Source organism: Selenomonas ruminantium subsp. ruminantium ATCC 12561 (genome assembly GCF_000424065.1).
Taxonomy (GTDB): domain Bacteria; phylum Bacillota; class Negativicutes; order Selenomonadales; family Selenomonadaceae; genus Selenomonas_A; species Selenomonas_A ruminantium.
The window spans coordinates 1-14,397 of record NZ_KE384126.1; the positions used below are offsets into that span (position 1 = coordinate 1).

Annotated in this window: 13 protein-coding genes and 1 riboswitch; of the genes, 9 read left to right on the plus strand and 4 right to left on the minus strand. The window is 51.1% G+C overall.

Annotated elements, in window-relative coordinates; translation table 11 throughout:
• The 4 genes from G598_RS0114980 to G598_RS20290 form a co-directional block, all read right to left on the minus strand.
• Positions 1 to 300 (minus strand): helix-turn-helix domain-containing protein (locus tag G598_RS0114980; protein ID WP_026767596.1); only part of this gene is annotated, 300 nt, incomplete at its 3' end.
• 92 nt (positions 301 to 392) lie between these two features.
• Positions 393 to 2,903, minus strand: coding sequence for an amino acid permease (locus tag G598_RS0114985; RefSeq protein ID WP_026767597.1), 2,511 nt, complete (start codon positions 2,901 to 2,903; stop codon positions 393 to 395).
• A 16-nt stretch (positions 2,904 to 2,919) separates the two neighbouring features.
• Positions 2,920 to 5,382, minus strand: coding sequence for an amino acid permease (locus G598_RS0114990; RefSeq protein WP_080657059.1), 2,463 nt, complete (start codon positions 5,380 to 5,382; stop codon positions 2,920 to 2,922).
• A 91-nt stretch (positions 5,383 to 5,473) separates the two neighbouring features.
• Complete coding sequence (locus tag G598_RS20290; RefSeq protein ID WP_051180397.1) at positions 5,474 to 6,589, minus strand: chemotaxis protein CheB; 1,116 nt, start codon at positions 6,587 to 6,589, stop codon at positions 5,474 to 5,476.
• A 150-nt stretch (positions 6,590 to 6,739) separates the two neighbouring features.
• A riboswitch (purine riboswitch) is annotated at positions 6,740 to 6,842 on the plus strand.
• Between the two features lie 89 nt (positions 6,843 to 6,931).
• Between G598_RS20290 and G598_RS0115000 the strand changes: the two genes are divergently transcribed.
• The 9 genes from G598_RS0115000 to secF all read left to right on the plus strand — a co-directional run bounded on the left by G598_RS0115000 (position 6,932) and on the right by secF (position 14,124).
• A complete protein-coding gene (locus G598_RS0115000; protein ID WP_026767600.1) occupies positions 6,932 to 8,263 on the plus strand; it encodes an NCS2 family permease in 1,332 nt (443 codons plus the stop codon).
• An 80-nt stretch (positions 8,264 to 8,343) separates the two neighbouring features.
• A complete protein-coding gene (locus G598_RS0115005) occupies positions 8,344 to 8,520 on the plus strand; it encodes a YjfB family protein (RefSeq protein WP_037364707.1) in 177 nt (58 codons plus the stop codon).
• Positions 8,521 to 8,753: 233 nt separating this feature from the next.
• On the plus strand, positions 8,754 to 9,869 hold the full coding sequence (gene tgt / locus G598_RS0115010; protein ID WP_026767602.1) for a tRNA guanosine(34) transglycosylase Tgt: 1,116 nt from the start codon (positions 8,754 to 8,756) through the stop codon (positions 9,867 to 9,869).
• Between the two features lie 24 nt (positions 9,870 to 9,893).
• Positions 9,894 to 10,181, plus strand: coding sequence for a preprotein translocase subunit YajC (gene yajC / locus G598_RS0115015; RefSeq protein WP_026761376.1), 288 nt, complete (start codon positions 9,894 to 9,896; stop codon positions 10,179 to 10,181).
• Positions 10,182 to 10,183: 2 nt separating this feature from the next.
• Entirely contained in the window at positions 10,184 to 10,777 is a 594-nt protein-coding gene (locus G598_RS0115020; RefSeq protein ID WP_037364710.1) for a 5-formyltetrahydrofolate cyclo-ligase, read from the plus strand.
• Between the two features lie 72 nt (positions 10,778 to 10,849).
• Positions 10,850 to 11,560, plus strand: a complete 711-nt coding sequence (locus G598_RS0115025) for a PP2C family protein-serine/threonine phosphatase (protein WP_026767604.1) — start codon at positions 10,850 to 10,852, stop codon at positions 11,558 to 11,560.
• A gap of 23 nt (positions 11,561 to 11,583) precedes the next feature.
• Positions 11,584 to 11,964 carry a hypothetical protein gene (locus tag G598_RS0115030; RefSeq protein WP_419185361.1) on the plus strand — a complete coding sequence of 127 codons (381 nt, stop codon included), beginning with the start codon at positions 11,584 to 11,586 and terminating at the stop codon, positions 11,962 to 11,964.
• A gap of 14 nt (positions 11,965 to 11,978) precedes the next feature.
• On the plus strand, positions 11,979 to 13,220 hold the full coding sequence (secD, locus tag G598_RS0115035; protein ID WP_037364745.1) for a protein translocase subunit SecD: 1,242 nt from the start codon (positions 11,979 to 11,981) through the stop codon (positions 13,218 to 13,220).
• Positions 13,207 to 14,124, plus strand: coding sequence for a protein translocase subunit SecF (secF, locus tag G598_RS0115040; RefSeq protein WP_026767607.1), 918 nt, complete (start codon positions 13,207 to 13,209; stop codon positions 14,122 to 14,124). The genes secD and secF overlap by 14 nt, the downstream gene beginning before the upstream one ends.
• Positions 14,125 to 14,397 lie beyond the last annotated feature (273 nt).

Sequence of the window (14,397 nt, forward strand, 5' to 3'; positions counted from 1 at the left end):
GGTCTGAAGCTGGCATCTGGAACGAATTTTGTACTTCCGACAAATATCCAGCTGACCAGCCTTACCGTTTAAGTATTCTAGAACGGCCATTGTCTTGGTTTCTGGTGAATAAACTCTGTTACCGTTGTCCGTATAAAATCCGTCAACACCTTCTGCCTCGTAACGCTTAATCCACATTTGTACTGAGGATAATCTTACTCCTGTAGCTTTGCTAATATCACCTTGAGTAATTTCTCCGCGCAGATAAGCTCTTACATATTCTATTTTTTCTTCTATTGCTATTTTCTGGTGTTTGGGCATAGAAAACTCCCCCTATGATGACAGTTATATTTTTTACTGTCTCTCATAAGGGGAGCATATCACGATTGCGGCTGCCGCCTTTTCCGTGCTTATTAAATCAGATTGGCCGTTTCCTGTTCCAAGTGGATGGGAACTGCGGATTGTTTGGCCAAAGCTAAGGTGAGACTGATGATGATTTCTGTGCCCTGCCCTGGTTCGGTGATGATGTTCACCGTCCCATGGAACAGCTTGATCAGATGTTTGGTGATGGCCAGACTGCGTTCAGGACCAATTTTTTTGAATAATTTCTCCCAGTCAGAACTATTGACGAAATCGTTGCTCATTTCGGCTGGTATCCCCGTACCGGAGTCCTTGATGCGTAATTCATAGTCCGCATATAACTGGAAATGGCGCTGGCTGTCTGTCCGTTCTATATGGTAGGCAAACCCTTTTTGTGCCAGTGTGACGGCAATGCTGCCGCCTGCAGGGGTGAATTCATAGGCCAGGCTGATGAGATTCAGCAGTATGCGCTGGAGCCGGTTTTTGTCGCAGTATACATAGGGATTTTCCAGTTCTGCGGTATAGACCATGAAGTCGATGTTTTTATCCTGCATTTGTGTGGTGAAGATATCTTTGACTTGTTTCAGATTGTAGCGTATATCCGTAGGAACAGAATATAGCTCCAAGGTATTGCTCTGAATGCGGTCAACCTTTTCCATTTCTTTGACCAAATGCAGGAAGTAGTGACTGATGGAGTCAGTATGGATAAGCCCCTGCTGGAGTCCGTCCAGAGCATTATGTGGACAGCCTTCTGTGTTATCCTGGTAATCTTCACCGCTTTTCCGGGCAAGTTTCACATAACTCATGATGGCGTTCATGGTGAGTCCGATATCGTGAGTCATGTTGGACAGATAGGCTCTGCGGGTACGGCTGGCCTGCTGTTCAGCAATGACCAGCTTGCTCATCGCATGTTCCCGCCGCCGCATGGTCGTGAAGATATCCGCCATAAAGAGCAGAATCAGCATGATGAGTACAAGCTGAATCGAACTGTTTTGATTCAGCACCTCATGGACTGGTGCATAGCCGCCCATTTGCGCGAGCGGGATTTTGGTAATGGTAGCCTGCCGCAGCCATAGGGCGGTGGAGAAAAAGTTTAGAAAGAGCAGTACGGTACAGAGCGAGAAGGACTTGCCAAAGCGTTCCTGTTCGTCGTGTTTGAAGATGTACCAGTAGTAAATAAGCCCCAGTATGCTCCATACGGCCAATAGCAGATAGGATTCGGTTTCCAGAGTGCTGCCCAAAAGCAAATCCGGAATGATGGGACAGAAGAAGAAAAACAGGGAAATAATGAAACCTGCTGCCCCTAAAGCCTTGCCGGATGGACTGTTTTCCGCCTTGGCTTCCCGGTAGCGGCACAGGGATACATAGGCATAGGCAATTGAGCCGCTGATGGTGATGGCATCGACCAGCCAGACGATAGCTGTGCGGCCTAGGAAGGGAATGGGCAGAGAAACCAGCAGAATGAGGAAAACAGCTTTACGGGGGGTACCATCGGCAGCTTGCTGGGCAAAAATATCGGGCAGCAGCTTGTTTTTGGCCATCGATTGCAGCAGGAAAGAACAGCCGCGATAGAGGCCGTTGACGCCGGTAAAGATACCGGCCAGCACAGTTGCGGCAAGCAGGGCAAGTCCTCCCGGACCGAGCAGGCTTTCCACACCGTGGAATACGGGCAGGGAATCGAAGCCCTGCAGATGGGAGAGGGCGAGCAGGTAATCATGCCAGGTGGCAAATTCTGGCGGCCTGCCGATAACGGCAATGGCGATGGGCAGGCTGTAAGCCAGGAAGGCAGCAATTACCGCACCAATAATAATGGGGAAGGTGCGCTGGATGGGAAAGCGGAATTCTTCCCCGCCATGTGTAATGGATTCATAGCCAAAAAACATCCAGGGCGTCACCATCAGCATACTGAAAATCTGCAGGGTAGGCGTGCCGCCGATATCCGGGTCAAAAGCGGGATAGAAGCTGGCATGGTTGGTACTCATGGCCAGTACGCCGCAAAAGAGCAGGACAACGCCGAAGAAGAGGAGCAGGGCCATCATGGTGTGGATGGGGCGCTTGGCCTTGCCTCCATACGCGGAGAAAAACGCAAACGCGATAAGTACGGCCCAGGTCGTAATCATTTCACCAGCATAAACATCAAAGCCGGCCACCTGATAGTGGAAGCCTTTTTGGAGAATATCACCAAAAAAGAAGCGTACCAGGACAACTACAGCGGTCGCATTGGCCCAGATAATGGACAGGTAGGTGACAATGAGTGCCCAGGCAGCCAGAAAGGCATGGTCATGACCCATTACCTGCTGCACATAGGCATAGAAGCCGCCGTTGTCACGGTACTTTTGTGCCAGCTTGCAGAAGTTGGCGCCGATAATCAGCATGGTTATGCTGCCCAGGGCAATGGCGAGAATGCTGCCCACAGGGCCGGCATGGGGCAAAAAGAGATTGCCCGGCATCATAAAGGCACCCCAGCCCACGGCACAGCCGAAGGACAGTGCCCAAACGTTTAACGGATAGAGCAGGCGCACATTGTTATTGGAGGAAGTTCCTGCATCATTAGGCGTGTTCATAAGCATGACTCCTTTATCATTCTGCCAGCGGCAGGTTTAAGGTAACAACGATGTCTTTGCCGATGCTCTGGCCTGGGGCGGTGCTGATGGCTAAAGTGCCGCCTAAGAGGGATACGAGCATTTTGGCAATGCAGATTCCGCCAAGGTTCGTGCCTTCCACTTCAAAGGGTTCGGCTATATGGGCAGCGACATCCGGGGGGATAGCCGCTCCGGAATCGTTGACATGAATTTCGTAAACAGCACCCCGTACGGTCTGTCCCTGATGGTTAAGGATGGTGGCGGCCTCTTTTTCCATGAGCGTTACCATCACGCCGCCGCCTGCGGGGGTGAATTCACAGGCATTGCTCACGAGATTGATGAGGATGCGTTCGAGCCGCTGCTCGTCGCAAAGCACGTTGGGGTGAGCCAGCTCAATGGGATAGACTTCAAAGAAGATGTTTTTATCCTGCAGCTGCAGGGCAAAGATATCCTTGATATGCTGCAAGGTGCGCCGCCAGTCCATAGGCGCAGTATCGAGCTCGAAGGTGCCGGCTTCCGCATCGCCCATATCCTTGCTGCCTTTGGCCAGCATATCGTTGATGAGCTGCATGAGATACTGTGTATGGTTGTCTAACTGGCCAAGGCAATTGCTGAGCCGGTCAGGAATGCGCCGGGGACAGTTTTCCTCTGGACAGGCGGAACAGATGGTGCAGTTTTCCAGTGAATGATGGACGGAGGTTTGAGCAGCTTCCATAGGAATGCGGATATCGTGCGCTAAGTTGCGCAGATAGGTATTTTGTGCGTGATTGACGGCATGCTGCTGGCGCAGGGTTTCCGTCATGCTCCGCTCCCGCCGTTTCAGCGTGATGAAGATATTGGCCATCAGGAGCAGGACAATCAAAATCATCGCCATCTGCACAAAACTGTCTGTGGCCAGCACGCTGTAATCTGCATGGAAATTACCCGCAGCAGCTTCCTGCAGGCGCTGTTCCATAACCTGCCGCAGCCAGATGCTGTTGGAGAAGAAGTTCAGGAACAGAATCATAATGCACATGGAGGTGCTGTGTCCAAAGCGATTGTGGGTATCGTGCTTGAATACATACCAATAATAGGCAAAACCAATGAGGCTCCATATGGACAGCATAAGATAGGATTCCGTGTCGAGTGAGCCGCCCAGCAAAAGTCCGGGGAGCAGGGGACAGAAGAAGAACAGGCAGGAGATAAAGAGACCGATAAGACCTAAGGTCTGACCGCGTTTATCGTCTTCCTTTTTGGCCAAAAGGTAGGCGCAGTAGGAGGCATAGCCGTAAGCAATCGAGCCGACAACCGTGATAACATCGCAGAGCCAGACGATGGATACCCGTCCCAGCAGCGGAATCAGCAAGGAAATCAGCATAATGAAGAGAATGGCATTGCAGGGCGTTTCATCGCTAGTCTTGTGGGTGAACCAGGCAGGCAGGACTTCACTGCGGCCCATAAAATGCAAGAGACGTCCGCAGGTGCGGTAAAGCCCCATCAGGCTGGTCATAATGGCGGTGGCAATAGATACGCAGAGCAGTCCCAGCCCGTTGTAGCCAAAGACGGCGTAAACGCTGTGGAAGACCGGCAGCCCTGCCAGTCCCTCAAGGTTGGGACGCTGCGCAATATAACTCGTCCAGGAAGAAAATTCGGGAGGAATGGCCATAACCGCCATATCGGCCAGAAGAATATAGATAAGCCCACCGGCGAGTACCGCTGCTGTTACGATGGGAAAAAGTTTTTGGTGGGAAAAGTTAAAGTCATCGCAGGCGTGTGTGACCGCTTCAAACCCAAAGAACATCCAGGGCGCCAGCATCACCATACTGAATACCTGCATAGCGGGATTGGTGTAATACTGGAATGCTGGGTAGTAGGTATACATGCCGGTTTCTTTTACTAAAGCGATATACAGGACGACAACAGACAGGAAGAACACAATAGCGCAGAACGTATTGAAGTATTTCAGCAGCCTGCCGCCATAGCCTGCCAACAGGCCGAAGAAGATGATGAACAGCCAGGTAGCGGCAACCTCGCCGAAATAAATATCAAAATCGGCAATGGTGTAGAGATATCCCCAGGAAAGAAAATCGCCCAGTAAAAATCTGGCCAGCAACACATTCGCTGTGGCATTGGCCCAAAGAATAGAAAGATAGGCGATGAGGAGAATCCAGGCTGCTAAGAAGGCATGGTCATGGCCGATGAGGTTGCGGACATAAGCTACAATGCCTCCATCATCATGATACTTTTCTGCCAGCCGGCAGAAATTGGCTCCAATGACCAGCAGCAGTGCCGTACTGATGGCCATGGCAATTGTGGTGCCAAGCGGGCCTGCTGTGGGAATAAAGAGATTGGCCGGAACCATAAAAGCACCCCAGCCCACGGCACAGCCCAGGGACAAAGCCCAGACATGCAGAGGGGATAGCAGGCTAGTCCTCGTGTGATTATCCATATATAACAACACCCCTTCCAATTTTTTGAGCATAATGACAAAATAATATTTTTAGATAATTTCGCGTTTGGGGGCAGGAATTCCTTCCCTAACGAAAAAAAGCCTTCCCGCGAGGAAGGCTTTTTCAGCGTACAATCTTATAGATGGCCTGTGGAATACTGAGAAGCGGCAGCTGCTGCTGTACGGCACCAATCTCAAAAGCCGACTTGGGCATACCGTAAACAGTGGAAGTAGCAGCATCCTGACCAATGGTGGGTGAGCCTTTCTGGCGCATCTTCAGGAGTCCTGCGGCGCCGTCCCGGCCGATGCCGGTGAGGATTATTCCCAGAGCATGACTGCCGGCCACATCGGCTACAGTGTCAAAGAGTACATCTACTGAAGGGCAGACGCTGTGCACTGGCGGCCCAGGCTTGCATTCCAGCATATAACGGGTGCCCATGCGGGAGATGGTCATGTGCTTGGCACCGGGGGCAATGTAGACATGGTTGGGCATGACCACATCACCACTGACCGCTTCTTTGACCGTCAATTTGCATTCCGAGTTCAGACGTTCAGAAAAGAGCCGGGAGAACATGGGCGGAATATGCTGAACGATGACGATGCCCGGCAATGGCGGTTCCAAGCGGGTGATAATGGCCGATAGTGCCTCTGTTCCGCCTGTGGAAGCCCCCATGGCAATGAGGTCAATCTGCGCGGCATTGGCGGGCGGTGTGATTCTGGATTCGATAGGCGATGGAGCAGGTTTGGGCGGCGGTGGTGGCTGCATTGGCTGGGAAGCACGCCAAATCTCCCGGGTAACGACTGCGCCGCCACCGATACCGGTGGTGCGTGAAAGACCGGGAGATTGTTTGCTTTGGGTTACCAGCAGTGTGCGAACCAGATTATCATAGAAAGCATCGGCAGGCTGGCCGATAGATGGTTTTTTTAGATAATGGGACGCGCCGAGAATTTTGGCCGCTTTTTCTCCACTTTCCAGAATTCCATACGTGATGATAGGGATTTGGGGAAAAGTCTTTACCAAAAGCGGCAGGAATTTTTCCTGTTTCACGAGCAGTGAACCTAGTGCAAAATTCAATACGATGGTGGTGGGCTTAAAAATAGATAACTTATCCAAGGCCTCAGCGGGCTGAGCCGCGTGTTCCACCAGACTGCCGCTGGGGAGCTTTTTGGTCAGTTCCTGTACCAAGGAATTTTGGAATATTATGGAGTTGTCGATGACGAAAACTCTCAAGTCCTGCATAAGCTCCTCCAATTTGGCGAATAATCAATGTATAATTATTATTATTACACCATTGTATCACAAAATCCTGCTTGTGGGCAGTAGAATAATTTTTCATTGGTGTTTTATTGTTAATTTTCTAATAAATTGACATATGTCCTAATCTCTGTTATGCTCATGTTATTCAATTCTTGTATAAGTTCGCAGATAGGGTGCGGGCGTTTCTACAGGCAGCCGTAAATTGTCATAGTCTACAAGAAAGATGGAGCATGACTCGTATATTATTAAGATATGGAAAAGGCTTCTTTTTTCTTGGTGACGACAGATGATTTTCTGCCAAGAAAGAGGAGGCTATTATTTTTTATGCAAGCACAAGCAAGTCAGTCTTTCCTGGAGCGTTTTTTTAAGCTCTCGGAAAAGGGAACCACGGTACGTACGGAAGTTATCGCTGGTTTCACTACCTTTATCGCTCTGGCCTACATTATGTTCGTCAATCCGAATATACTGGCAGATGCCGGAGTACCTAAGGAAGCAGCCGTTGCTTCCACCATCTGGATTGCGGCTTTGTCCACGCTGATGATGGGTGTGTTTGCCAACTATCCTGTGGCTTTGGCACCGGGCATGGGCTTAAATGCGTTCTTTGCCTATTATGTCTGCGGCGTATTGGGGTTGCATTGGACAGTGGCGCTGGGCGCGGTATTTTTTTCTGGTTTGCTGTTTTTGATACTGACCATCAGTCATGTGCGTCAGGCAATCATCAATGCTGTTCCGCAGAATCTGCGCGTGGCTATTGGCGTAGGTATCGGCTTGTTTATCGCCTTTGTCGGCCTTAAGGGCACGGGCCTTATTGTCAGTGACCCGGCAACCTTCATTACGCTGGGCAGTGTGCTCAAGCCGGAAACGGCCATGTCCCTGTTCGGCCTGGTGCTTACGGGGGCGCTTATGGCCCGCGAGGTGCAGGGGGCCATTCTTATCGGCATCGTTGCGACGACGATTCTGTCCATGGTACTGGGGTATACTCCGGTGCCGCATGCATTCGCAGACGTTATCAGCACCAGCCTGCCGCATATGGGCGAAACCTTCGGCAAGCTGGACATCATGGGCGCCTGGAACTATGGTATTCTCTCCATTATCTTTACCTTTACGGTAGTGGAACTTTTCGATAATATGGGTACTCTCATTGGTCTTACGGCGAAAGCCAAGCTGGTGAAGAAGGACGGCGAGATTGAAAATCTCGACAAGGCCCTCAATACCGATGCTGTGGGTACAATTTTCTCTGCTATCTTCGGTACCTCTACGGTTACTTCCTATATTGAAAGTGCTGCCGGTATCGCTGCAGGCGGCAAGACGGGCCTGACCGCTGTTACGGTAGCCGTGTTATTCCTCGTATCCCTGCTCTTTGCCCCCTTGATTGGTCTTGTGCCGGGTTACGCAACGGCTCCTCCCCTTATTTTGGTCGGTGCCCTGATGATGAGTGAAGTGGGCAAGGTAAACTTCGCCGACTTCACGGACGGCCTGCCTGCGTTTTTGACCATCATCATGATGCCCCTGACGTCTTCCATTGCCAACGGTTTTGCCTTCGGCTTCATCAGCTTTGCCTTTATGAAGACCCTCGCCGGTAAACCGAAAGAAGTCAGCCCTATCATGTGGCTCGTGAGTATTGCGTTTATGATCAATCTGTTTATGCGTGCGTAAAATTTAAGTTTTTGTCCAGATTCACCGATATATATATTGCACAAGGATGTGCAGCTTCAGTTGACTGAGGAGGTGTGGCTATGGATATGAGTATCGCCGCTATGTCGGTGAACATGCATCAGGGGAAGGCTATGCAGGATATGGGCATGGCTGTCCTGAAGATGGCTATGGATACCACGGAAGTTGCTACAGAGGAAATGCTGGAGGAACTGTCTGTTGACCCGAATCTGGGCACGATGGTGGATATTCAGGCCTAAAAGAAAACTGCTGTATGCGATGTAAGTCGCGATACGGCAGTTTTTTTTACTATGAAATCTTAGCCAGTCAAGCCATTGGGCGCAGAATGGGTTAGATTTCGTGTAAGGGCTGATGATAAATCGTGAGATTTTTCATCTTGCTTTGTGTTTCTGCTGGATTTGTGGTATCATTTATGGTTGGTAGCGGTCTATCATAAGGCCGCATGGACAGCTGAAATTTAGGAGGTTTTTGTTTGGCTGCGATAACTTATGAATTAGTGAAAAAGGACGAGGCAACAGGTGCTCGTGCCGGTATTATCCATACACCCCATGGTAGTTTTCCTACGCCGATTTTCATGCCCGTGGGCACGCAGGCGTCGGTCAAGGGCGTTTCGCCGGACGAACTGAAGGATTTGGGGGCAGGGATAATTCTCTCTAACACCTATCATCTGTTCCTGCGTCCGGGCATGGAGCTCGTGAAGGAAGCCGGCGGGCTGCATAAATTCATGCATTGGGACGGGGCAATTCTCACCGACAGCGGCGGATTCCAGGTTTTCTCGCTGGGGGATTTGCGCAAAATCACGGAGGAAGGCGTGACCTTCCGTTCGCATATTGACGGTTCCAAGAAGTTCCTGTCGCCGGAAGTTTCCATGCAGGTGCAGATGTGCTTGGGCTCGGATATCGTCATGGCCTTTGACGAGTGCGTGCCTTATCCGGCTGACCATGACTATGCCAAGCAGTCCACGGAACGCACGCTCCGTTGGGCGCAGCGTTGCAAAGATGTGATGACGGCACCGAACCAGGGGCTCTTTGGCATCGTGCAGGGCGGCATGTACAAGGATTTGCGCCGCTGGCATGCGGAAAAGATGGTGGAGATGGATTTCCCTGGCTATGCTGTAGGTGGCCTGTCCGTAGGTGAACCGCCGGAACTCATGTATGAGATGCTGGAATATTCTACGTCCCTGTTGCCGGAGAATAAACCCCGCTATCTGATGGGCGTGGGCACGCCGGACCACCTGGTGGAAGGTGTAATGCGCGGCATTGATATGTTTGACTGCGTATATCCGACCCGTGTTGCGCGCAATGGTATGGCGATGACCTGGACAGGACGGCTTGTGATGAAGAATGCTAACCTCACCCATGACCACCATGTGATTGAGGACGGCTGTGGCTGTTACGCCTGCCGCAATGGTTATACCCGTGCCTATATCCGTCATCTGGTACGTGCTGGGGAAATCTTCGGCTTGCGCCTGCTCTCCCTGCACAATCTTTATTTCCTCGAAGAATTCGTGCGCAGAATGCGTCAGTCGATTATTGACGGCAAGTTTACGCAATTCCGCAGTGAATTTTTGGCCAATTACAAACGCTGATAAACTAAAGAAGAGGTGTTTTTTATGACTCCGGAAACCATGACAGCTTTGGGCACTTGGGGCCCCATCTTTGTGATGATTGCCATTTTTTACTTTCTCCTGTATCGGCCGCAGAAGGCAGCGCAGAAGCGCCGTATGAGCATGCTCGATACCTTGGAAAAAGGCAACAAGGTTATGACCATCGGCGGTATCTACGGCACGATTGCGGGGATTGATGACAAGGTGATTAAGCTGAAAATCGCCGAAAACACGGTGATTGAAGTATCACGTGCGTCCATCAATGCCAATATCACGCAAGATAAGCAGGCCTGATCATGGACGGGGCTGTAAAAGACCTGCAGGCCGAGAAAAAGGCTTTGCGGTCAAAAATCATTGCCGCCCGGCGCAAACTGACGGATAATTACCGTCAGCGGGCCAGCAACCGCATGATGACGGTGTTCTGTGCCCTGCCGGATTTCAAGGAACCGCGTAAAGTTCTTTGCTATGCCTCTCTGGCGGATGAAGTGCAGATAAGGCCTTTGATGGAAAAATGGCTTTCCCTGGGGGTAACTGTAGCACTTCCTCATATTACGGGGAAAGGGCAGATGGAAGCCGTGAGCTTTACCGACTTTGATAGTCTGGTAGAGGGGGAATATGGCATCCTGACGCCTGACTTGGAAAAGGGAGAAATTATCCCGCCGGATGAGCTGGATTTGATCATCGTTCCCGGTATAGCCTTTGACACCCGCGGGGAACGTTTGGGCATGGGCGGCGGTTTTTATGATGCCTACCTTGCCCGGGCAACGAAGGCCAAGCGGATAGCGTTGGCATTTTCCTGCCAGCTGGTGGCTAAAATTCCTATGGAAGCTCATGATGTTCTGGTTCATAAGATTATTACGGAGCAGGGAATATATAACTGCTTATTGTAAGAGTTCACATCATGTGATTTACGTCCGCGAGTGCTCATCCTTGAGCGCTGGGGTGTTATGGGGGAGTGTGTTATGGAAGTTAAGATTGGGATGGCCAAGACTTCTAAATATGCGACGGAAGTTTGTGGCGATACCTGTGATATTGTGGAACGGCCGCATGGCGGCATTTCGGCGATTATTGCCGATGGCCAGGGAAATGGGCTGGCTGCTCATCATACCAGCAGCTGGGTGGTGAATAAGGCCACTCAGCTCATCTCTGATGGTGCCCGTGATGGGGCTGTAGCGCGGGCGGTGCATGATTATCTCTATGCCATGAAGGACAAGAAGGTATCCTGCACGCTGACGGTTGTAAGTGCCGACCTCGATACGGAAACGGCGGTCATCAGCCGCAATTCCAACTGTCCTGTAATCATCAAAACACCGGAGTATGAAACGGTCTATGATGAAAATGTCGAGCCTATCGGCGTCAACCGCCATATGAAGCCACTCATGTATGAAGTGCCGCTGACGGCAGGGATGCTGATTGTGTCTTACACGGATGGTATTGCCCATGCCGGTAAAAAGCGCCTGGGGCATCCGGCAGATTTTGAGAAAATCATGGAAATCGTGCGCAAGAATGAGGCCGAGGATGTGGCCTTTATCGCCAAGAGCATTATGGATTATGCGCTGGAACTCGATGCGGAGAAGGCGTCGGATGATATGACGGTGCTGGTCATGGGGATAACCGATGGTTCACCCTCCAGTCCGAAGATTGAGCAGTTGGAAGTTACTTATCCGTATTAATAACTTTATAAAACTGGATAGGAGTGATTGTCTTGAAGATTGCGGTTGTAGGAGTTTGTGCTTCGGGGAAGACTACGCTGGTTGCCGGACTAAAGGCGGCTGGCTTCGATGCTTATAATGTGGCGCAGGAACATTCCGGGATTCATGATTTTTGGGCGAAACGCCATCCAGATATTTTAGTGATGATTGATGCGACCATGCCGGCTATTCATAAGCGGCGGGTGGTTTACTGGGACGAAAGCAGATTAGAGGTACAGCATAAGCGGCTGGCGGATGCCAGGGCCCATGCTGACCTCTACATTCAGACCGATAAATACAACGCTGCCGAGGTGCGGGACAGGGTCATCGACTTCGTCAAAGAATATAGAGCAAAACGAAAGACAAAAGGGGATGAAATCTCTTGAGAAAGAATAATCTCATGAAACTGATTGTCTGTGTCGTGGCCATTATTGGCATTTTCCTGGCCTTTGTAAAGCCACTGGCTTTCTCCATTCGTCAGGGACTTGACCTGCAGGGCGGTACCCATGTGGTACTCGAAGCAGAAGACACGGACATTGCCAAGGTAAATGATGACGCGATGAATCGCGTGGTCACGATTATGGAAAAGCGCGTCAACTCGCTGGGCCTCACCGAGCCGATTATCCAGCGTGAAGGCGAGCGCCGGGTGATTATCGAACTGCCGGGTGTTAAAGACCCCGATGCGGCCATTAAGACCATCGGTAAGACGGCTATGCTGGAATTCAAGGATGAAGAAGGCAATACCGTGCTCACCGGTACGGATTTGAAGGATGCACAGGCGGCTACCAATCAGCAGAGCGGTCAGAATGTCGTCAATCTGGAATTTTCCGATGAAGGTGCACAGAAATTTGCCGACCTTACGACGAAAAACGTGGGCCGCACGATTGCCATCCTGCTCGATGGCGAAGTGCTGACGGCACCGAATGTCCGTGAGCCCATCTTAGGCGGCCGTGCCGAAATCACGGGCCAGAAGACGCTCGAAGAAGCACAGAACCTCGCTGTCGTGCTCCGCAGTGGTGCGCTGCCGGTGAAGGTCAACATCATTGAAACCCGTACGGTAGGCCCGACGCTCGGTCAGGACTCCAAGGATAAATCCGTCTTTGCCTTTGCTGTAGGTATTGGCGCGGTACTCATCTTCATGCTGCTGTTCTACCGTTTGTCCGGCTTTATTGCTGACGTGGCTTTGATGGCTTATACGGTAGTGCTGCTGGCGCTCTTGTATCTCCTGGATGCAACGCTGACGCTTCCTGGTGTGGCTGGTATCATCCTGTCCATCGGTATGGCCGTTGACGCTAACGTACTGATTTTTGAGCATTTCAAAGAAGAATACCAGATTCAGGGCAAGACCTTGCGTCTGTCCATGGATGCAGGTTTCAAGCGTGCGTTCACGACGATTTTTGACTCCAACATCACGACGATTATCGCTGCCGGCGTACTGTTCTTCCTCGGAACCGGTACGATTCGCGGCTTTGCCATCACGTTGGGACTGGGCACGATGCTCTCCATGTTGACGGCCATCACGTTGTCTCAGTACCTTTTGAAACTCATGATCAACTCCAAAATTTCGGAAAACCCCGGTGCCTATGGTGCCAATGGTTATATGCTGTGGAAAAAGGAGGACTTGAAGCATGAACAAGCTTGATATTGCCGGGCGTTCCAAGCTCTGGTTTGCCATTTCCACAGTCATCATTGTGGCCGGGCTTATCTGCATGTTTACCCGGGGCTTTAACTTCGGTATCGACTTCACTGGCGGTACCATTATCGACTTGAAATTTGAGCGCCCGGTGGCGATTGCTGAGGTGCGTACGAGCCTGGCTAAGTTTGGTCTGGAAGGTTCGCAGATTCAGCTTACCGGTGCAGAATACGGCGTGACGGAAGCGGAAAACGTCATGATTCGTACGACGGATATGGAAGAAGCACAGCGCAAGGAAGTCATGGCGGCCATTAAAACCGATGTCGGGAGTTACGATGTGCTGCGCGAAGAGAAGGTCGGTGCAACCATCGGCGGCGAGCTGATTACCAATGCGGTATTGGCGCTCGTTGTGTCCTGGGCACTCATCATTGCCTATGTTGCCTATCGCTTTGAATGGCGCTTTGGTGTGGCGGCCGTGCTTGCACTCGTGCACGATATTCTCATCGTGCTGGCGGTGTTCTCCTTCACAGGCCGTCAGATTGATTCTTCCTTTATAGCGGCCCTCTTGACGATTGTCGGTTATTCCATCAACGATACCATCGTTATCTTTGACCGTATCCGCGAGAATCTCAAACTGCATTTCCGCCGCGGCGGCGATGTGAACCATCTGGTGAATACTTCGGTGTTCCAGACGCTCACCCGCTCTCTGTACACGGTGTTTACGGTCATGTTTACGACCTTTGCCCTGTACTTCTTCGGCGGCGAAACGACGAAAGACTTTGCGTTTGCATTGCTCGTTGGTTTCGGCTGCGGTTGTTATTCGTCTATCTTCATTGCCAGCCCGCTTTGGATTGTGCTGCGTAAGATGGGGGATAAGAAGAAGGCGGCAGCTAGTCCGGCTGTGGCCAAGTAAGTTCGTTTAGTTAACATCGATATGATAAGACGCCCGGTGGCTGACAATACTTTCCCTTTGCTTAGGCAGGCTTGCCAAACGCGACGGGAAAGCATTATCAGCCACCGGGCTTTTTTCGTATGTTACATAGTAGAGTTAAAGACGCCCGCGTGGCTGGTAATATTTTTCCTTCGCCATAGACAAGCTTGTCAAAAGCTACGGAAAAACATCACCAGCCACGCGGGCTTATTGCGTACATTACATAGTGGTGCTAAAGGCGCCCGGAGTGGCTGG